Source organism: Streptomyces sp. SID8374 (assembly GCF_009865135.1).
Taxonomy (GTDB): Bacteria; Actinomycetota; Actinomycetes; order Streptomycetales; family Streptomycetaceae; genus Streptomyces.
The window spans coordinates 2,124,929-2,144,180 of record NZ_WWGH01000002.1; the positions used below are offsets into that span (position 1 = coordinate 2,124,929).

At 73.7% G+C, this 19,252-nt stretch carries 21 protein-coding genes; 13 read left to right on the forward strand and 8 right to left on the reverse strand.

Translation table 11 applies throughout. The annotated features are described in order from the left end of the window. Positions 1-2: 2 nt before the first annotated feature. Positions 3-923, reverse strand: coding sequence for an ABC transporter ATP-binding protein (locus GTY67_RS32640; RefSeq protein ID WP_176727528.1), 921 nt, complete (start codon positions 921-923; stop codon positions 3-5). Positions 924-1,325: 402 nt separating this feature from the next. Here GTY67_RS32640 and GTY67_RS32645 point away from each other — a divergent pair, with 402 nt between their 5' ends. After that, entirely contained in the window at positions 1,326-1,769 is a 444-nt protein-coding gene (locus tag GTY67_RS32645) for a subtilase-type protease inhibitor (RefSeq protein WP_161281422.1), read from the forward strand. On the opposite strand, the gene GTY67_RS32650 is transcribed toward GTY67_RS32645, so the two are convergent. The 5 genes from GTY67_RS32650 to rpmG form a co-directional block, all read right to left on the reverse strand. Further along, the gene (locus GTY67_RS32650) at positions 1,757-3,394 is read right to left on the reverse strand and encodes an MFS transporter (protein ID WP_161281423.1); all 1,638 of its coding nucleotides are present in this window, start codon (positions 3,392-3,394) and stop codon (positions 1,757-1,759) included. The two genes, GTY67_RS32645 and GTY67_RS32650, sit on opposite strands and share 13 nt — an antisense overlap. Before the next feature lie 78 nt (positions 3,395-3,472). Next, positions 3,473-3,715: a 30S ribosomal protein S18 gene (gene rpsR, locus GTY67_RS32655; RefSeq protein WP_093692393.1), complete on the reverse strand. Its 243-nt coding sequence runs from the start codon at positions 3,713-3,715 to the stop codon at positions 3,473-3,475. A gap of 48 nt (positions 3,716-3,763) precedes the next feature. Further along, positions 3,764-4,918, reverse strand: coding sequence for a GTP-binding protein (locus GTY67_RS32660; RefSeq protein ID WP_093692392.1), 1,155 nt, complete (start codon positions 4,916-4,918; stop codon positions 3,764-3,766). Next, complete coding sequence (locus GTY67_RS32665; protein WP_093692391.1) at positions 4,918-5,172, reverse strand: type B 50S ribosomal protein L31; 255 nt, start codon at positions 5,170-5,172, stop codon at positions 4,918-4,920. Before GTY67_RS32665 ends, GTY67_RS32660 begins: the two co-directional genes overlap by 1 nt. Positions 5,173-5,223: 51 nt before the next feature. Continuing rightward, positions 5,224-5,388, reverse strand: coding sequence for a 50S ribosomal protein L33 (gene rpmG, locus GTY67_RS32670; RefSeq protein WP_003964410.1), 165 nt, complete (start codon positions 5,386-5,388; stop codon positions 5,224-5,226). 69 nt (positions 5,389-5,457) lie between these two features. Here rpmG and rpmB point away from each other — a divergent pair, with 69 nt between their 5' ends. Then, the gene (gene rpmB, locus GTY67_RS32675) at positions 5,458-5,694 is read left to right on the forward strand and encodes a 50S ribosomal protein L28 (RefSeq protein ID WP_093692390.1); all 237 of its coding nucleotides are present in this window, start codon (positions 5,458-5,460) and stop codon (positions 5,692-5,694) included. Further along, complete coding sequence (rpsN, locus tag GTY67_RS32680; RefSeq protein ID WP_161281424.1) at positions 5,694-5,999, forward strand: 30S ribosomal protein S14; 306 nt, start codon at positions 5,694-5,696, stop codon at positions 5,997-5,999. The genes rpmB and rpsN overlap by 1 nt, the downstream gene beginning before the upstream one ends. Positions 6,000-6,079: 80 nt before the next feature. Here the strand turns inward: rpsN and rpmF are convergent, their stop codons facing one another. Both rpmF and GTY67_RS32690 read right to left on the reverse strand, forming a co-directional pair. After that, positions 6,080-6,250, reverse strand: coding sequence for a 50S ribosomal protein L32 (rpmF, locus tag GTY67_RS32685; RefSeq protein WP_161281425.1), 171 nt, complete (start codon positions 6,248-6,250; stop codon positions 6,080-6,082). 116 nt (positions 6,251-6,366) lie between these two features. Continuing rightward, positions 6,367-7,632 carry a hypothetical protein gene (locus GTY67_RS32690; protein ID WP_161281670.1) on the reverse strand — a complete coding sequence of 422 codons (1,266 nt, stop codon included), beginning with the start codon at positions 7,630-7,632 and terminating at the stop codon, positions 6,367-6,369. Between the two features lie 175 nt (positions 7,633-7,807). Here GTY67_RS32690 and GTY67_RS32695 point away from each other — a divergent pair, with 175 nt between their 5' ends. The 10 genes from GTY67_RS32695 (at position 7,808) to GTY67_RS32735 (ending at position 19,073) form a co-directional block, all read left to right on the forward strand. Then, positions 7,808-8,788, forward strand: coding sequence for an ABC transporter substrate-binding protein (locus tag GTY67_RS32695; RefSeq protein WP_161281426.1), 981 nt, complete (start codon positions 7,808-7,810; stop codon positions 8,786-8,788). A gap of 32 nt (positions 8,789-8,820) precedes the next feature. After that, a complete protein-coding gene (locus GTY67_RS32700; protein WP_161281427.1) occupies positions 8,821-9,870 on the forward strand; it encodes an iron ABC transporter permease in 1,050 nt (349 codons plus the stop codon). Further along, entirely contained in the window at positions 9,867-10,925 is a 1,059-nt protein-coding gene (locus tag GTY67_RS32705; protein ID WP_161281428.1) for an iron ABC transporter permease, read from the forward strand. The genes GTY67_RS32700 and GTY67_RS32705 overlap by 4 nt, the downstream gene beginning before the upstream one ends. Before the next feature lie 71 nt (positions 10,926-10,996). Next, the gene (locus tag GTY67_RS32710; RefSeq protein ID WP_161281671.1) at positions 10,997-11,860 is read left to right on the forward strand and encodes an ABC transporter ATP-binding protein; all 864 of its coding nucleotides are present in this window, start codon (positions 10,997-10,999) and stop codon (positions 11,858-11,860) included. A gap of 67 nt (positions 11,861-11,927) precedes the next feature. Beyond that, entirely contained in the window at positions 11,928-12,062 is a 135-nt protein-coding gene (amiA, locus tag GTY67_RS35400) for a streptamidine family RiPP (protein ID WP_015613003.1), read from the forward strand. A gap of 127 nt (positions 12,063-12,189) precedes the next feature. Beyond that, positions 12,190-13,032: a hypothetical protein gene (locus GTY67_RS32715; protein ID WP_161281429.1), complete on the forward strand. Its 843-nt coding sequence runs from the start codon at positions 12,190-12,192 to the stop codon at positions 13,030-13,032. 5 nt (positions 13,033-13,037) lie between these two features. Then, positions 13,038-14,600 carry a CocE/NonD family hydrolase gene (locus GTY67_RS32720; protein ID WP_161281430.1) on the forward strand — a complete coding sequence of 521 codons (1,563 nt, stop codon included), beginning with the start codon at positions 13,038-13,040 and terminating at the stop codon, positions 14,598-14,600. Further along, positions 14,597-15,964, forward strand: a complete 1,368-nt coding sequence (locus GTY67_RS32725) for a YcaO-like family protein (protein WP_202462423.1) — start codon at positions 14,597-14,599, stop codon at positions 15,962-15,964. Before GTY67_RS32720 ends, GTY67_RS32725 begins: the two co-directional genes overlap by 4 nt. A 14-nt stretch (positions 15,965-15,978) precedes the next feature. Continuing rightward, positions 15,979-17,337, forward strand: a complete 1,359-nt coding sequence (locus GTY67_RS32730; protein ID WP_161281432.1) for a nitroreductase — start codon at positions 15,979-15,981, stop codon at positions 17,335-17,337. Then, positions 17,334-19,073: an ATP-binding cassette domain-containing protein gene (locus GTY67_RS32735; RefSeq protein WP_161281433.1), complete on the forward strand. Its 1,740-nt coding sequence runs from the start codon at positions 17,334-17,336 to the stop codon at positions 19,071-19,073. The genes GTY67_RS32730 and GTY67_RS32735 overlap by 4 nt, the downstream gene beginning before the upstream one ends. The last annotated feature ends 179 nt before the right edge of the window (positions 19,074-19,252 follow it).

A 19,252-nucleotide genomic window follows, 5' to 3' on the forward strand; every position in this document is an offset into this window, starting at 1 on the left:
GTTCAGGGCCTTTCGGTACGGAGGTGGTGGCGGCCCACCGCGCGGGTGCGCGGGATGCCGGTGGAGGGGTCCGGTTCGACGTCGATCCGGATGCCGTAGGTCTGGGTGAGCCGCTCGGATTCGTAGACCTCCGCAGGGGTGCCGGAGGCGGCGATCCGCCCCGACGAGAGCAGGACGACCTGGTCGGCGACGGCGGCTGCCTGGTCCAGGTCGTGCAGGACGACCCCGACGGTCACGCCGTGGGTGTCGGCGAGATCGCGTACGAGATCGAGGATCTCCACCTGGTAGCGCAGGTCGAGGTAGGTCGTCGGTTCGTCGAGGAGCAGCACATCGGTGTCCTGCGCGAGGCAGCAGGCGAACCAGACGCGCTGCAACTGGCCGCCGGAGAGGCTCTCGACGCCGCGGTCGGCGAAGTCGGTGAGGTTGGTGACGGCGAGCGCGTGGTCGATGGTCCGGGCGCCGTCGGGGTCGCTCCCGCGCAGCCGTCCCCGGTAGGGGTGGCGGCCGAATCCCACCACGTCCCGCACGCTGAGCCCCGCCGGGGCGTTGCGGCTCTGGGCGAGCAGGGTGATGCGGCGGGCGAAGTCGTTACGCGACAGGGCCAGGGCGTCGACCGGCTCGGGGTCGCCGGGGGCGGACACCGTCACCGTGCCGGTGCGGGCCTTGTGGAGCCGGGCGACGGCGCGCAGCAGGGTGGACTTCCCGCTGCCGTTCGGCCCGATCAGGGCGGTGACCCGACCGCGCGGCAGCCGCAGATCGGCCCCGTGGACGACATCGGCGCGGTCGTACGCGACGGTCACGTCACGGGCGTCCAGGCCGACGTGGCCGGAGGGGCCTACGGGGCTGTCGGGGCCCGAGGCGGGGTCGGGCGCGGTGCGCCGGAGCGGCGGGCTGTCTTCACGGTCGTGGGCAGGAGCGATCACGTCGGTGAGGGTAGCCTAACCTTAATTCGGCGCATCACCCGGTATACGGAGTGTTCAGTTCCGGGGGTCGTGAGGGGGCGTCACCGGTCGGCCGCGGGCCCTGGCGAGTGTGGTCGCGAAGGTGCGGATCGGCCCTGATGGCGTTGCTTTCCAGTCGAAGCGGCTCGTGGAGGTTTCCGGTCGCTTCGGAATCGCCGCAGGTCAGACGGTCGTTTTCCGTTGAACCGTCGAAGGCTGTCCATATGCTGGACGAGCCTCGCGCCCCGTGTGAGCTGCCCGAACGACCATCCGGTCGGTTCGAACGAACGTCTGCGGCTGGAAGCGGGCTGTCGATGTGCGCCTACTTTCCGCACACGAAAGACTCCTGACCGCAATCAACACCCGAGCGAGGAGTTTTCACTCATGCGACACAACCGTCACGCAATCTTTGCAACCATCGCCGCGAGCACCCTGGTCCTCGGTGGCGTCGCCACCACCTCCGCCCACGCGTCGCCGGCGAGGGCGGAGAGCCTCTACGCGCCCTCCGCCCTCGTCCTCACCGTGGCCCAGGGCGAGGACCCGCTCACCGCGACGGTCCAGCGGGCGGTCACGCTCACCTGCGCCCCGAGCGCCCAGGGCACCCACCCGGCCCCGAAGGCCGCGTGCGCCGAACTCGAGTCGGTCGGCGGCCAGTTCACCGCGCTGGCCAAGACCTCGCCGGACCGCATGTGTACCCGGCAGTGGGACCCGGTCGTGATCACCGCCCACGGTGTCTGGCACGGCAAGCGCGTCACGTTCTCGACGACGTACGGCAACGCCTGCGAGCTGGCCGGCAGCATGAACGACAGTGCCGTCTACTCGTTCTGAGCCCGTTCGGCACTCTTGGGGGAATCCTGCGTCACCCGGGTACCCGGGTGACGCAGCGCGAACAGGAACGCGATGGCCAGGACGATCGCCATCCCGTAGAACACCCACTGGTTGGCCTGGGCGAAGTCCATCCGGATCGCCTGCATCGAGTCCTTCACCGCATCGGCCACCGGGCCGCTCCCGGAGGGGCCCCGGGTGTCGGCCTGACCGGTCACCGCCTGCGCGACCGACTCCGCTGCATCGCCCGCCGCCCCCTCCGGCACACCCTTGCCGACCAGCGTGCCCTCCACGTCGGTGATCGTCCGGTGCGTCAACACCGTGCCGAACACGGCGAGTCCGATGCTGGCCGCGAAGTTCCGCACGGTCTGGGTGATCCCGGTGACCTCACCGTACGAAGCGCCGATCGCCCGGTTCACCGCGTCCGTGGAGGCCGGCGCCAGCAGCAGCCCGATCCCGGCACCGGCCATGGCCGCGTACAGCCACTGGTCGTGCATCGAGAGCGTCGTCAACTTCTGGGCCCACAGGAAGAATCCGACCGCACCGAGCGCGGTGCCCAGCTTCAGCGCCGGACGGGCACCGCGCTTGTCCAGGATGCGGCCGCCCCACTGGGAGGCGAGGCCGAAGCCGATGAAGAAGTACAGGAGGTAGAGGGCCGCCTGGTTGGGCGAGGCGCTGAGCGAGACCTGGGCGTACACGGAGGCGAAGAAGAAGACCGGGACGAACGCCATCATCGAGAAGAACAGCACCGCGTTGTCGATCCGGAACGCCCGGTCCCCGAACACCTGGAGCTTGATGAGCGGGAACCGCGCGCGCAGTTCGAACCAGCAGAAGAACGCCAGCACCAGCAGCCCGACCACGATGCACGCCCACGTGACGAAGGAGCTCCAGCCCCAGGTGGACGCCTGTTGCAGGCCCAGCACCGTCAGCCCCATCCCGACCGCGACGAGCGCTGCGCCGGGAAGGTCCAGAGGCTCGCGCCGCGACCGGTCCGGGATGCGCGCCATCAGCGTCAGCACGACGGCGATGACGGCGATGGGCACGTTGACCCAGAAGATCGCGCGCCACGTCCACGCGGTGAGCCAGCCGCCGAGCAGCGGCCCCACGGCCGTCAGAGCCCCCGACAGCCCGAAGAACAGCGCCAGCGCCCGCCCCCGCCGCTCCACCGGGAACACGGCGATGACCACGGCCAGCGCGGCCGGGAACATCAGGGCCGCGCCGATGCCCTGCACGGCACGGAACCCGATCAGCCACGCCTGCGCGAAGTCCCCGGCCGGCACCGCACCGCACATCGCGGAGGCGATGACGAAGACGAGGGTGCCGATCAGCATCACACGGCGGTGCCCGTAGAGGTCGGACAGCCGCCCGCCCAGTGCGAAGAACGCGGCCAGGGTGAGCAGATAGGCATTGACGACCCACTGCATCTGCGTGGAGGTGAGGCCCAGTTCGTGGATGATGTCCGGTGCGGCGATGGCGACGATCGTCTGGTCGATGAATGTCATCGACACGGCGAACAGCATGGCCGCGAGAGCGAGGCTCTGATTCGGGGATCCGGCCCGGCGACCGGTGGCCGCCGGGCCTGACGACGCCGGTTCCGGGCCGCCCCCCTTGGAGGTGTCTGTGCCCATACGTTCATGGTGCTCGGCCTGCCACGCTGCTGCATCCCGGGCGCCCGTCGCCCCTGCCGTGACAGGGGCGACGGCGGGCTACTTGCCGGAACCTGAGTACGGCAGCAGCGCCATCTCGCGGGCGTTCTTGATGGCCGCGGCGAGCTGCCGCTGCTGCTGGGCGCTCACCCGGCTCACCCTGCGGCTGCGGATCTTGCCGCGGTCGGAGATGAACTTCCGCAGCAGATCGGTGTCCTTGTAGTCGATGTACGTGATCCTCGCCGCGTCCAGCGGGTTGGGGCGGTCCTTGACCGGCTTACGGGGGTCCTGCTTGCGTGCCATCGGGGCTCCTTGTGCGGGGAGTCGGGGTTACGGGGGTGGCGTGCCGGTTCAGACCGGGTCGAGGAGCGCGTCGAACGCGGCGGGCAGGCTCTTCCACGCCTCCCGGCCCGCCCGGTACTCCTCGTCGCTGAGCAGGCACGACTCCAGCAGCCCGGTCAGCCCGTCACGGTCGAGGCCGGGGGAGACGAAGACCAGGTGCTGGCAGCGGTCGCCGTGCTCGGGGTGCCAGTCCAGCGCTGCGGCGGCCCGCCGGTAGGGCGGCACCAGCGCCCAGGCGGCGTCCGGGAGGGAGGCGAGATAGGGGCCGGTATTCTCCACGCAGAGCGCGCCGCCCGCCGCGTCCCAGGAAAGCAGCGTGTCGGGCCGGTCCGCGAGCCAGAACCGGCCCCGGCTCCGGGCCGCCGCACAGCACAGGTCCTCCAGCGCGTGGTAGAGGCGCTCGGGGTGGAAGGGGCGGTGGCACCGCCAGACGAGCGTGGAGACCCCGGCCTCCTCCGCCTCCTGCGGCAGCAGCGCACAGGCCGGATGCTGACCTGCGGCAGCCGCCTCCACATCGAAACCGGCGACCGCGAGCCGCGCCAACTCGGGTGAGTCGGCCGCGATCTGACGGGCCATCGGGTTCATCTGACGGATCAGCGCCCGGTCCTCGTCGTCGGCGGCCGGGCTGTCGGCCACGGCGAGGACGGGAGCGTACTCCACCTGCCGGGCCCAGGTGTCCCCGATGGTCCGCTGGTCGGCGGGGGCCGCCGCGAGACCGGCCTCCGCCAGGTCGTCGCCGTTGGTGAGGCACGGCAGGACGAGGGTGGGATCGACCGCGGTGATCACATTGGTCACCTCGAAGCTGCCTGCCCCGTGGACCGCGATGACCTCGGCCATCGACTTCGGCTCCACGGAGTCCCAGAGCTCCAGGACGGCCAGCCGGGTCAGCCCGCTGTCCGCCAGCCGTTGCAGCTCGGGGACCAGGTCCTCCCGCAGCGCACAGCACGCGCAGTCGTTGACCAGGGGCGTCTCACCGGCGGACAGCTCCCCGGTGGCGTCCCGCAGGGTGCGGCGTACCGTCCCGTCGGTCGCCGTGGAGAGGTCGTGGTGGAGCGCGACGCTCTGCGGAACCTGGGAGAGCAGCGCCTCCACCACCTCGCGCCGCACCTCGGAGTGCAGCCCGCAGACGATGACGACGGGCAGCTTCCGCCGCTGTTCCTCCATCACCGGCCCTCACCGCGCCCGTACCGGCGCTCGAAGCGCTCCACGCGGCCCGCGGTGTCCAGGACACGGGCGGTGCCGGTGTAGAAGGGGTGGCTCGCGGAGGAGATCTCCACATCGACGACCGGGTAGGTGCGGCCGTCCTCCCACTCGACGGTCTTGTCGCTGGTGAGGGTGGAGCGGGTGAGGAAGGCGAAGTCGGCGGCCTTGTCGCGGAAGACGACGGGGCCGTAGGCGGGGTGGATTCCGGGCTTCATGAGGGGGTCCTAGCGGGTCGGGGGTTTGCTGCGAGGCGGGCCGGGGAGACCTCAGCGCTCCTCGCGGAAGTCGACATGGCGACGGGCGACCGGGTCGTACTTGCGCAGCACCATGCGGTCCGGGTCGTTCCGGCGGTTCTTGCGGGTGACGTAGGTGTAGCCGGTTCCCGCGGTGGAGCGGAGCTTGATGACCGGGCGTACTTCGTTGCGTGCCATGGGCGCTACTATATGGCAATGGTTTCCATTTTCAATAATGGATGCATCGATGAGAGGCAGGTAACGTCCGTGTCCGCCCACTGCCAACTGACCGGCTCCAAGCCGGGATTCGGCAACGCCATCTCCCACTCGCACCGCCGTACGTCACGCCGGTTCGACCCGAATGTCCAGCGCAAGCGGTACTGGCTGCCCAGCGAGGGGCGCCACGTGCGGCTGACGCTCAGCGCCCGCGCGATCAAGACGATCGACGTGATCGGCATCGAAGCCGCGGTCGCGCGCATCCGCGCGCGGGGAGGGAAGGTCTGATGGCCAAGAAGAGCAAGATCGCGCAGAACGAGAAGCGCAAGGCGATCGTCCAGCGGTACGCGGCCCGCCGGGCCGAACTGAAGGAGATTGTCCGCCGCCCCGGCACCCCGGCGGCCGAACGTGCCGCAGCTCTGGCGGAGTTGAGGCGCCAGCCGCGCGATGCCAGCGCCACCCGGGTCCGCAACCGGGACAGCGTCGACGGCCGGCCCCGGGGATACCTGCGCGCCTTCGGGCTCTCCCGGGTCCGCATGCGCGAACAGGCACACGCCGGATTCCTGCCCGGGGTGACCAAGTCCTCCTGGTGACGCCGGTCTGAGTGCGCGAGGGGCGGGTGGTGGCGCGGCGGTCGTGCCGCGCCACCACCCGCCCCTTGTGCTGTGCGGGCTCAGCCCTCCGGCCGGATCAGGCCGCGCTCGTACGCCTTCACCAGTCGCTGCGGCACCTGGTGGACGGTGCCCTCGATCGTCACCGAAACGAGCTGCGGCGTCGTGGCCTTCCACTGGGCCCGCCGGTGACGGGTGTTGCTGCGGGACATCTTCCGCTTCGGAACTGCCATGGGTCTCTCCTGGGGTGTGCGAGCCGCCGGCCGTGCGGACGGCGACGGCGGATGGGTCGATGGTGCCGACCGTATATGGAAATGGAAGTCGTTTCCAAGCGGTGATCCAGGGGCGGTCACCGTCCCACCGGGTCGGCGTGTGCGCCGTCACCGGGGGTGATCAGGGCGAGGTGGCCGCCGTCGTCGAGTGCGGTCGGCAGCGTGAGGGTGGTGACGGGCTCCGCCCGGTCGGCGTCGAAGACATGCACCTCGCCATGGCCGCCCCGGCTGACCGCGACCAGCCCGGCGCCGGGGGAGGCGGCGATCGCCCGCCGCTGGACGCCTTCCCAGGGGGTGCCGCCACGCCGTGGCGCACCTGGCATCGCGGGCAGCGGAAGGCGGGTGGTGATGTGCGGCCGGTCGCCCGGGGCGGTGGGCGCGGCGAGCAGGATCAGCTCGTCGCCGTCCGGGTGGATGCGGGAGTACGCGATGTGGCGTGCGGTCACTGCGAGCCGGAACACCAGTCCGGGCCCCAGCTCCAGCCTCCCCGTGGTGCCCGTGTCCAGCCCGTGCCACCAGGCGTCGTTGGTCCACTCCGGCCACTGCCCGGGGTCGGCGGGCCCGCCGCGTACACAGGACCAGAGGGTGCGCCGTACGGGGTCGAGCCGCAGGTAGTAGCCCCGGCCGCCCGTGCGTCCGTCGGCGGCCCACGGCAGGGGCGGCTCCGGCGTGAGCCCCTGCCCGTCGTGCCGGACGCGGTGCACCCCCGAGCCCGCCGCGGCGAACACCCGTCCGGTGGCCGGGTCGTGGGCGTCCCCGTGCCCGTCGGCGTCCGGCAGTCCGATCCGCTGGACGGGCTCCGCCGGCGGGCACGAAGGGGGTGCGGCCATCAGGTCGCGGTGGTGGTGGACCAGGAGTTCGCCCGGCTCCCGGTGGCGCAGCACCACGAGCGGCGACGGCCCGCCGAGGACCGTCACCCCCGGCTCGCCGGTCCGCCCCCGCACGCGTACGGCGACGGCGCCGTCCGGTGCGTCGAGGTCGACGGAGGTCAGGAGTCCGGTCCAGGCCTCCTCGTTGCGCCCGAGGCCGGTGGTGACCGCGAGGTGTCGGCCGCCCGGCGCGACTGCCAGGTGCTCGGCGGGCACCGCGACCGGTATCCGGCGCCGGACCAGGGGGCGACCCGTGTCGGTGCCGTACGGATCGAGGACCAGCAGCTCGCCCGCCCGGTCGTCCACGCAGGCGACCAGGTCATCGGGGAGGGCGAGGAACCCCGCGTGCTCGGCGAGGTGCCGGTGGTGGAGCGCCGCCCGCTCGTCACCGTCCGGGAGGTCCAACAGGCTGATGCGCCCGGCGACTTGGTCGGCGACCAGCAGGCGGGGTGGCAGATGGGGGGCGTGGGGCATGGCGGTCTCCTGGGAACGGTCGGCGCTGTCTGTCGTCATGGCGGGAGGTCTTGGCCCGCTTTATTGGAAATGATAATCATGTGTAAGGTTCCGGTCTGTGGTGGGGATGGCTCCCGGGGCCCCGCCGTCGCACCTGCCTCGTCCCCGGGGCCGTACAGAATCTGAGAGACAGCTGATGCCACGCACCGCACTGAGAGTTCGCCGCTGGGCCGCGATCGCCGTACTGGGAGGGCTGCTGGCCGGCTGCGGCACGACGGGCGACGAGACCGGGACCGCCGAACCGGCGGCCGGGGCCGGACCCCGTACGAGTACCGAGGTGCAGCCCATCAAGGCCGCCACCCGGATCACCGACGCCAAGGGCGTCACGGTCTCCCTGGAGAAGCCCCCGCAGAAGATCGTCTGCCTGGTCGCGCTCTGCGACGACATCCTCGTGGAGCTGGGCATGACCCCGGCCGCCACCAACTCCGCGGTGCTCGCGCACCCCGACTTCCTGGGCAAGGAGAAGGCGGCGAAGGTCCCCGTCGTGCCCGGCGGCTTCCTCAGCCCCGAGGTCGAGGCGATCCTCTCCCACCGGCCCGACCTGGTGATCGGCCTGGAGGACACCCACGGCAAGCTCGCCCCCGCGCTGAAGGGCGCCACCACCTTCTGGCCGGTGCAGCCGGGCTCCTGGAAGGACAGCGTCGGCTACCTGCGGGACCTCGCCGCGCTCACCGGCCGTACGGCACAGGGGGAGAAGGCCGAGAAGGTGTTCCGTACCCGGCTGGCCGAGGCCGAGGAGGCGAAGAGCGACAAGACCGCGCTGATCGTCTTCGGCAGCGACGAGAACTTCGGCGTGGCCACCCCGGAGACCGATGTGGCGGCCGGGCTCTTCCCGAGGATCTCCCACTACCCCTGGAAGAGCAGGGGAGTCGACGGCTCCTACAGCCTGGAGGAGATCCTCGCCCGGGACGTCGACGTCCTGTTCGTGGAGACGCTCTCCTTCGGCGCCCCGGACGGCAAGCTCTCCGACAAGCTCGCCAAGAACCCGCTCTGGTCACGGATCCCGGCGGTGAAGAACGGCAAGGTCATCGAGGTCGACTCCGAGGTCTGGGCCAAGGGGCGCGGCACCCGGTCCCTGGGCATCGTCCTCGACGAGGCGACGGCCGCACTGCGGTGAGGGGCCGCCGGACCACGCTTGCGCGGCTGCCCGTGGCGCCCGTCTGCCTGACGGTGGCGGCGGTGGTGAGCGCGGTGTGCGCGCTCAGCCTCGGTACGCCGTACGTTCCGCCCGGCCGGCTTCTCGCCACCCTGGGGTCCGACGACCTCGCGGGGCTCGTCGTCACCGAACTGCGGCTGCCCCGGATGGTGTTGGCGCTGGTCGCCGGTGCCTGTCTGGGAGCCGCGGGCCTCGTCCTCCAGGAGGCGCTGCGCAATCCGCTCGCCGTCCCGGAGATGCTCGGCGTCTCCTCCGGGGCCGCGCTGGGGGTGGCGGCACCGCTGGTGCTCGCCCTCTCCGTACCGCTCGGTCTTCAGCCCTTCCTGGCCCTGGCCGGGGCGGCGTTCGGCGGGCTGCTCACCCTGATCGCCGCCGGATTCGGGCGCAGCCCGTCCTCCGTGCTGCTCACAGGGGCCGCCGTCGCCGCCGCGCTCCAGGCCGGGCTGCTGGTGCTCATGGTGATGGCCGACCAGCTGGACCTCCAGCTCATCTACCGCTATCTGCTGGGCAGTCTGTCCGCCCGCACCTGGGACGACGTGACCGGGCTGCTGCCCTGGCTCGCCGTGGCGGTGCCCGCGCTCGTGCTCTGTGTGCCGGTGCTCTGTGTGCTGCGGCTCGGCGACGACGACGCCCGCGCGCTCGGCGTACGCGTCGAACGCGCGCGGGTCGCCGCGCTGGGCATCGCCGTCGTCCTGATCGCCCCCGTCGTGGCGGTCTGCGGCCCGGTGGCCTGGGTCGGCTTCCTCGCGCCCCACCTCGCCCGGCGGTTGCAGCCGGACGGCGGGGCCGCGGGGTGGCTCGTGCGGTCCGCGCTGTGCGGGGCGGTCGTGGTGCTCTGCGCGGACCAGCCCGCACGGCTGGCGCTCGCACCGGTGGAGACGCCCGTCGGCGCGTGGACGGCCCTGGTCGGGGTGCCGGTGGGGGTGGTGCTGCTGAAGCGGGGGCGGGCGGCGAAGGACCAGGGGCCCGGGCCGGTGGTCCTGCCGGTTCAGGGCGGGCCGGTCGACAGGCCCGTACCTCTCCTGCGGAAGGCGGAGCGATGAGCGTTACGGAAGCGGTGCCCGCGCCACCCCGGCCGGTGCGGCGCTCGCCCGGCGTCCGGATGGGTGCCCTGGCGGTGCTCGTCTGCGCCGTAGCTTGCGCGGACCTGTTCGCGGGGCGAGGTGTCACCGGCGAGGGGGTACGGGCCGTACTCCTCGGCGGGGTCGGCGACCCGATGGCCGAACACATCGTCCTCCAACTCCGGCTTCCCCGAATGCTGGTGGCGCTGGTCGCCGGGGCGGGCCTGGGTGTCGCGGGGCTCGTCCTCCAGTCGGCCCTGCGCAACCCGCTGGCCGGACCCGAGGTCACCGGCGTCACCCCCGGCGCGGTCCTCGGCGCGGTCGCCGCCACCGGTCTCGGCCTGGCCGGCTGGGACTCCCCGACGGCCGTCGTCGTGGCGGCCTGCCTCGGCGGGTTCGCGGGCGCGGGGCTGCTGTGGCTGCTCGCGGGACGGGAGAAGGGCGACCCGGAGCAGACCGCCGTGTACGGGGTCCTGGTGTCGGCGGTCCTCGCCGGACTCACCGCCGTCGTCCTCCTGGTGGCCCCGGGCGAACTCGGCAGCGTCGTCCAGTGGTTGATCGGCTCCACCGAGGGCCGCGTCTGGCAGCACTGGCACCTGCTCTGGCCGTGGGCACTGGTGTGGGGAGCCTTGGCCTGGCTGCTCGCCGCGCCGCTGACCCTGTTGCGCTGCGGCGACGAACAGGCCTCCGCCGCCGGGCTGAACCCGGGGCGCGGCCGCGCTGCCGCGCTCGTGTGTGCCGTGGCCCTGACGGCCGGAGCGGTCTCCGCCGTGGGGGCGCTCGGCTTCGTGGGCCTGCTGGTACCGCATCTGGCGCTGGCCGTCTTCGGCGCCGACCTGCGCATCGCCCTTCCCGGCGCCGCGCTGCTCGGCGCGGTGGTGGTGTGCGGGGCGGACGCGGCGGCCCAACTGCTCTCCCGGCTCCTGGTGGTGGCCCTCGACGCGGACCGGCTGACCCTGCCGGTCGGCGCGCTCACCACCTTTGTCGGTGCCGGGCTGCTGCTGGTCGTGGCGCGGCGACGGACGGACGAACGATGACGAGGAGGAGGCCGGAGATGGCCGCACGTACGAGAGGCGTCACGACAGATGTGGAGGCCGGGGAGAAGGGAATGGCGGAGGCGCCGGACGAGAGGAACAGCAGGGCGGGAGCACCGGACGTGGTCCGGGCGGAACGGCTCAGCTTCGGCTATCCGGGGCGTGAGGTGCTGCGCGGGATCGACCTGAGCATCGGAGCGGGCGAACTCGTCGCCCTCATCGGCCTGAACGGCTGCGGCAAGAGCACCTTCCTCAAGCTCGCCGCCGGACTGCTCACCCCCAGCGGGGGCCGGGTCCTGCTCGGAGGGGACGACGCGGCGCACCTGCCCAGACGGGCCGCCGCCCGCCGCGTGGCGCTGCTCCACCAGTCGGCACCAGCCGTACCGGCGCTGACGGTGCGGCAGTTGGTCCGCCAGGGCCGTTACGCCACCCGGGGGCCGCTCGGCATGCTGCGGGACGGCGACGACGAGGTGACGGCCCGGGCCCTCGCCGATGTCGGCGTCACCGGCTGGGCGGACCGGCCGGTGGACGCGCTGTCGGGCGGTGAACGCCAACGGGTCCGGCTGGCCATGGCGTTGGCCCAGGACGCCCCGGTCCTCTTCCTGGACGAGCCCACCACGTATCTGGATCTGCGGCACCAACTGGAGGTGCTCCAGACGGTCGTACGGCTGCGCTGTGAGCGGCGGCTCACGGTGGTGATGGTGCTGCACGACCTCAACCACGCGGCGCGGTTCGCCGACCGGATCGTCGCGCTGCGCGAGGGCCGCATCGCCGCCGACGGCCCGCCCGGAGAGGTGGTCACAGAGCGATTGCTGGCCGAAGTGCTGGGAGTCGTGGGGCGGGTGGGGGCCGACGCCGAAGGCGGCTGGCCCGTCTGTTACCCAGATCACCCTCTCGATCCGTTCCAGCTATTGCGCAATGAAAATCATATTCATTAGTGTCTGTGGTGCGGCAGAGAACGGCGTCGCAACCATCACCAACCGATCCGAATGGAGGCTTCAACTCATGGAGCACAACAAGGTGTTCAGCCCGATCGCGGACCAGGGCCAGCTCGCCCACCTCTCCGCCACCCACTCGAACGCCCTCGTCGAGAACCCCTTCGACGACGCCGTCGAGGCCGACACCGCGGACGAGAAGTAAGCGGCACCTGCCGCTGAGGCAGTCTCCCGTTCCTCGCGTGGCGGGCCCGTCCGGGCGAAACCCCGGACGGGCCCGTCCCGTTCGCACCACCCGCCCACTCCCGTACGACGCCCATCGGAGGCTCCCCGTGAACCGCAGTCGACTCGCCCCCGGCGCCGGGATCGTCACCGTGCCCGGTGGCCGGCCCGTACTCCGCACCTCCGAAGGGGAGTTCCTGCGCATCGACACCGGACGCGTCGGCGCCGAAGAGCTGGTCGGCCGACTGGTACCGGGGGAGGGGGCGTACGCGGAATCGGCCGAACTCGACCACCTGGTAACGGCATTCGAGGAAGCCGGGCACGCCGTGACCGAACCCCGCCGCCTGCCGCTCACCGGCCGGACCGTCCACCTCCTGGGCGACCCCGTACTCACCGAACCGCTCTCCCGGTTCGCCGCGGCGGAAGGGGCCGAGGTCCGTCCCGCCACCGCCGACGACGTGGCCGCACTCACGGGGGAGCGGGACACCGCCGTGCTCTGGTGCCTCGACTCGCCCGTACCGGAAGGGCTGTGGGACGAAGCCGACCGGCTGCCCGCCCGGCACACCGCCTGGCTCCGCTGCCACCGCGAAGGCGCCCAGGCCTGGATCGAACCCCTCGCCTCCGCCCCCGGCGACGTCACCGCCGCCCATGTCCGCCTGCGCAGACTGGCCGCGACCGCTGCCCACCGCGAACTCGCCGCCTACTGGGCCGGCCACCGCACCCCCGACACCGGACCGCACCCCACCCAGGCGTCCGCCGCCCTGATCGCCGCACTGCTCACCGCCGACCTGATCACCTGGGCGAACGGCGAACCGCCGAGGGGAGCCCGTCTCCCCGCCCGCCGCCGACTGCGCCAGGTCGACCTACGACACCTGACGGTCACCGAGCATCCCGTGCTCCCCGTACCGGAGGTCGCCCCGCTGCCCGCCCCCACCGCGCGGACGGCCTCGTGAACACCATGGCGGACACGGCAAACGCCCCGGCGAACACCACGACCGTGTACGTCCCCGCCCCCGACGGCACCCCCCTCGCCACCGACCTCCACCTCCCGGACTCACCGGGCCCCCACCCCGCCGTCGTGATCCGCACCCCCTACGGCCGCACCGCCCACCGCGCCGAGCTGCGCGGCTGGGCGGCCCACGGGTTCGCGGCCCTCGCCCAGGACGTACGCGGCCGGCACGGCTCGCCGGGACCGTGGCACCCCTACCGGGACCACGAGGAGAGCGACGGTGCCGCAACCGTGGCCTGGGTGCGCGAGCAGGCGTGGAGCGGCGGCGGCCCGGTCGTCGCCGCAGGCGCCTCCTACGCCGCCCACTGCGCCCTCGCCACCGCGCTCGGCCCGTCCGGCGACGGGCGGCCGGACGCCGTCATCGCCGCCGTCCCCGCCCTCGGCCTCGCCGAGACCGCCCGCGAACCCGGCGGCCCCGAACGGCTCTGGGCCCGCGCCGGCTGGTGGGCCGCGCACGGCGACCGCCCCGACTCCGCCCCCGACGCGCTGACCCGCGCCCTCGCCGAGGACCCCCGCCTGCTGGAGCACCTCCCGCTGACCCGGCTGCCCGACCGCCTGGGCCGCGCCCTGCCCTCCTGGCCCGAACTCTGGGACGCCTGCCCGCGCGGCAGGACCGTCCTCCGGGGCTCCGCCTCCCGCCTCCCCCTCCTCGCCGTCGGCGGCACCCGCGACCCCTTCGCCGAGGACACCGTGGCGCTGTGGTCCGGCTGGGGCGGCCCCGCCCGTCTGCTGCTCGGCCCCTGGGGCCACCGCCTCACCGCCGACCGGCCCGAGATCGCGGCCGACCGCCTCAACCTCGGTGCGCTGTACGTACGGTGGGCCCGCGCCGCCCTCGCCGGACGGCTGCACCCCGAGCGGCGCGGGGTCATCACCCTGGGCGGCAGCGGCCGTTGGCACGGCGTACGGCTTGACGACGCGCACGGGTCGAAGGACTCCTCGACGCGCATCACCACCTGGCCCTTCGACGCTCCGGCCGGTCTACGCCTCCTGCACGGCGCCGAGTTCACCGCCGACCCGGTCCGCCCGGTCCGCTCGGACGACCTGGCCGTCCCCGCCGACGCCACCCCCGCCGACCGCTGCCTCCTCCTCTCCCCGCCTCTGCCCCGCCCCCTGGACCTCCTCGGACCCGGCGCCGCCCGGATCCACGCCACCGCCGACACCCCCGCCGCCGACTGGGCCGTACGCGTCACCGCCCTCGACCCGGCCGGCCGCGCGGAGCCGCTCGCGTTCGGCATCGTCCGGCGCGCCGACCCGCCGGGGGAGACCGTGGAGATCACCGTGCCGCTAGGCACCCTGGGCCGCCGCCTGCCCGCCGGGACGAGGCTCCGCGCGGAGATCGCCGGACACCACTTCCCCGCGCACGCCCGCAACCCGCACACCGGCGAGAACCCGGTGACCGCCACCCGCCTCGCCCCGTCCCGCAGAGCCGTCACGGCCCGGGGCAGCGCCCTGCACCTGACCGTCGTCGCCCAGCGTCGTTACGCCGAGCCCGTACCGGAGATATGCCGTTGACCAGCACCTTGCCCATCGAAGCCCTGGTCGACCCCGTCTGCGGGTTGATCCGGGGGGTGGAGCCCGTCGAACACCCGGAAGGCGCGCCGCCCCGCTACACCGCGATGACCGCCGAGGTCGCCGACGCCCGCCGCCTCGGCGCCTGGCCGGCCGACCGGGTCTCGCTCGGCACCACCTTCGGGGACCCCGAGGGCGCCTGGATCGCCGCCGTCGCCGAGGCCGTCGAACGGTACTGCGGCAACAGGGTCCCGCCGCCCGGCCACCCCGACGCGCCCCGCAGGGCCACGGCCGCCGAGCTGGAGGCGGAGGGCCTGCGGCTGTACGGACCCGGGGCGGTGCCCTCGTACGCATCCTGGCAGCACGAGCGCCCAGGATTCCCGTACGCCGAACTCACCTTTGACACACCGGCACTGTGGACACGGGCCACCGAGAACGGCCGTCCCTGCTGGGCCCCCGTAGCGCTCACCCACCTCAACTGGCGCCAGGGTGAGCTGCGTTCGCTCCCTCGCACCCACCACCTCAACTACGCGGGCATAGCCACCGGTCAGGGCTTCGACGACGCTGCTGAGCGCGGGCTGCTCGAAGTCGTGGAGCGCGACGCCTTGGAGCTGTGGTGGCACCTGGACGGACCCACCCGGGGCATCGACCCGGCGAGCGTGCCGGGCCTCACCGAAGACTTGGCAGGTACCGAACTGGACGTCCACATCGTGGAGATGCCCTCCGAGTTCGCCCCCTGCATGGCCGCCCTGGTCCACGATCCCCGGCGCGGGATCCACGCCGCCGGGTTCGCCTGCCGGTACGACCCGGCGGAGGCCGCCCGCAAGGCAGTGCTGGAGGCCGTGCACACCTGGGTTTTCACACAGGGTGCGGTGGATGCCGACGGCTGGGTCCACCGTTCCGTGGAGGCCGGTCTCTTCGCCCGGGGCCTCTACCTGGACCACCGGGCCGACCGGCGCTATCTCGACGTCTGCGGACCGGAGTTCGCCGCCGTACGGGACCTCGGTGCCCATGTGCAGGTCTGGCTGGACGGCCGGATGGCCCCACTGGCCCGCCGCTTCACCGAACCCGCCGGGGGCATCGTCCCCGTCACCGAGGTCGCCCACGGCAGCCGGTCCACCCTGGATGCGGCGCTCAGCGACGGCGGCCACCGGGTGATCACCGTGGACCTGACCACCGAGGACATAGCCGAGACCGCGCTGCGCGTAGCCCGCGTACTGGTCTCCGGTCTGATCCCCAACGCCCCCGCCGCCTTCGGCTACTTCGGCTGCCCGCGCTTCGCCGAGGCCGCGCTCGCCCGGGGCTGGCGGACCGAAGTCCCCACCGGTCCGGCGGATTTCACCCTCGCACCGCCACCCCACATGTGATGGAGCGCGTTCCCATGACCCAGGCTCCTCCCGCAGCTTCCGGCCTCCTGCGCCGCGCCCTGTCCGACGCCAGGTCACCCCGTCTGCCGCGCTCGGTCCCGTACGTACCGGAGCGCGCCTTCCCGTGGGGCGGCCCGGCCCTCTCCCCGGCAGGGACCGGTGGAGCGGTGGACCTGGATCGTGTCCTGCGGCTGTCGCTCGCCGCCCCCGACGGGTCGACGGCGGGCCGGCTGCGGCCCGTAGCCTCGGCGGGCGCGCTCCATCCCGTACGGGCGCACCTGCTCGTCGGCCCCGGCTGCTCGCTGCCACCCGGGCGGTACGCCTACGACCCGCGCACCCACCGCGCCCGTCCACGCGGCCGGGCCCCCGCCGGCGCGGCCCCGGGAGCCGTCGTCGTCCTCAGCGTCACGGCCGCCCGTACCGTCGCGCACTACGGGCACCGCGCCTGGCCGCTGCTCCTGCTGGACGCGGGCCACGCGGCGGCCGCCCTGGCGCTCGCTGCCGCACCGTACTGCGCACAGGTCTCGCTGGACGCGGACGGCGCCGAGCTCTCCGCGGCGGCGGGGCTGCCCGGGGCGGCCGAGTGGCGCGAGCTGTGGCCCGGAAGCGAACCGGAACTCCCCCTCGCTGCTGTCTGGTTGGCGGCCGCCCGCAAGTCGGCCCCCTCAACCGACCCGCTGGCCGCCTGGGCTGATCTGCCCCGCGCCACCGCCCCGGTGCCGCAACCGGGCAGCGAGACCGCCCCGCCCCGCGAACTCGCCGCCACCAGGCACGTGTTGGACCAGCTTGCCGCAGCTCCGGGCCGCCCCACCTGGCACCCCGCCCGCCGTCCAGCCCCGGTGACGGACGACACCCTCCGTACACGAAGGAGCGCGGACCCCGCCGACCTGGCGCACCCGTCCGCCCCGTACCTGCTCGCCCAGGTTCTGGCCACCGCCGAGGGCGCGCGCCCGGACGGCCCCGCCTGGGCCGCAGCAATCGGCGGCGACACCCCGGGGCTCCTCACCACCACCGGCGTCCTCGCCTCCGGTGATGCCCGCCCCACCCTCGCCCGCTGGGCGGCGGGCCAGCAGTGGATCGGCACAGCGGGCGCGGTGCTGGTCGCCCACGGCTGCCCCGCCGACGCCCCGCCCGCCCTGATCCGCAGCAGCCATCTTGCCGCCGGTCACGCTGCCGGAGTCGCCCAGGCCCACGCCACCGCGCTCGGCCTCCGCTCGCGCCCCATCGGCTCCTGGCAGCAGGCCGACCTCGGCGCCGCGCTCGGCGACGCCCCCGGACACGACTGGATCGTCCACGGAATCGCCCTCGCCGGGCCGGTCGACCCCGCACTCCCCGCCCCACCGCCCCCGTCGGGCAAGGAAGAACGCCCATGATGCTCCACCCCGAACTCCTGCGCGCCGCCCGCACCGCCCGCCGTCCCCTCGGCTGGGCCACCGCGCTCCTCGCCGCCGTCACCCTCACCCACCTCGCCCAGGCCGTGCTGCTCGCCGTCGTCCTCTCCCGGATCGCCCAGGGAGACACGTCCGGCCTCACCCCGCTCCTCCTCTCCGTGCTGGCCGTGGTCCTTATCCGCGCCGCGCTGGGCCGCGCCCAGCGGCTGACCGCCGTCACCGCGGGAGCCGCCGTCCGGATCCGGCTCCGCGACACCCTGCTGGGCCGCCTCGGCGAACTCGGGCCCACCGCCATCACCGGCGCGCGGGCCGGAGCCGTACGCGCCACGCTCGTGGACGGCGTCGAAGGGGTGGACGCGTACGTCTCCCGCTATCTGCCCCAGGCGCTGATCACCGCCGCTGTCCCGCCCCTCCTGCTCGTCGCCGTAGCGCTCATAGAGCCGTACGCCGCCCTCGCCCTGGCCCTCGCCCTGCTGCTGGCGCTCTTCGGGCCGCGCGGGTGGGACCGGCTGCTCGCCCGGCGGGGCAAGGAGCACTGGGATTCCTACGAGGCCCTCGCCGCCGACTACCTGGAGGCGTTGCAGGGCATGGCCACCCTGCGCGCGGCCGGAGCCGTGGGCCGCGTACGGGAGAAGCTGGAGAACCGGTCGGCGGCGCTCCACCGGGCCACCGTCGCCAAACTGCGGGTCTCGCTCGTCGACACCGGCCTCACCGACCTCGCCGTGCAGGGCGGCACCGCGGCCGCCGTCCTGGTGGCGTGCTCCTCGGCGGCCACCGGACGCACCGCCGCCACCGGGACGTACCTCCTGCTCATGCTCGCCTCCGAGTGCTTCCGCCCCATCCGCGACCTCTCCCGCGAATGGCACGCGGGCTACCTCGGGGTCTCGGCCGCCGACGGGATCGCCGCCCTGCGCACCGCCGAACCCGCCGTCCCCGACCGGGGGAGGGCGCTCGCCCGCTGGGACACCGCGCCCCCCATCCGCTTCGAGGACGTGCGCTTCACCCACCCCGGCGCCGGCCGCCCCGCCCTGGACGGCGTCACCTTCACCGCACCCGCCGGGCGTACGACGGCGATCGTCGGGCCTTCGGGTGCCGGAAAGTCCACCCTGCTGAGCCTGCTGCTGCGCCAGCGTGACCCCGACGGCGGCCGCGTCACGATCGCGGGGACCGAGACCGCCGCGTACGCCCTCGCCTCCCTGCGGCGGGGCATCGCCGTCGTCTCGCAGGAGACGTACCTCTTCCACGCCACGATCGCCGAGAACCTGCGCATCGCCCGCCCCGCCGCCACCGACCAACAGCTGCGCTCCGCCGCCCGGGCGGCGGGCATAGACCGGGAGATCACCGCCTTCCCCCAGGGGTACGACACCCTCGTCGGCGAACGCGGCGCCACGCTCTCCGGCGGCCAGCGCCAACGCCTCGCCCTCGCCCGCGCCCTGCTGGCCGACGCCCCGGTCCTGATCCTGGACGAGGCGACCAGCGCGGTCGACGAGCGGGGAGAGGCCCGGATCGTACGGGAGTTGCTCGCGGCGAGCCGGGGCCGGACCTGCCTCGTCGTCGCCCACCGACTCGACGCCGTACGCCACGCCGACCACATCGTCGTCCTCGACGGCGGCCGGGTCGAGGCGTCCGGCGACCACAGCGGACTGCTGGCGAACGGCGGCGTGTACGCCTCGCTCGTCGCGGCGGGCCGCACCGCCCAGGAGGAACACGCCGCATGACCCCGCCCGACCCGAGCCCTTCTGGGGCCCGTACGCCCCCGCCCGCGTCCGGCGCAGACGAGGCCCGCACGCCTCCGGCCCTGCCCGCCCCCGCCGCAGGCCAGGCTCGTACGTCCTCGGCCTCGCCCGAGCCAGCCGCAGACGAGGCCCGCACGTCCGTGGACCCGCTTGGGCGCGCC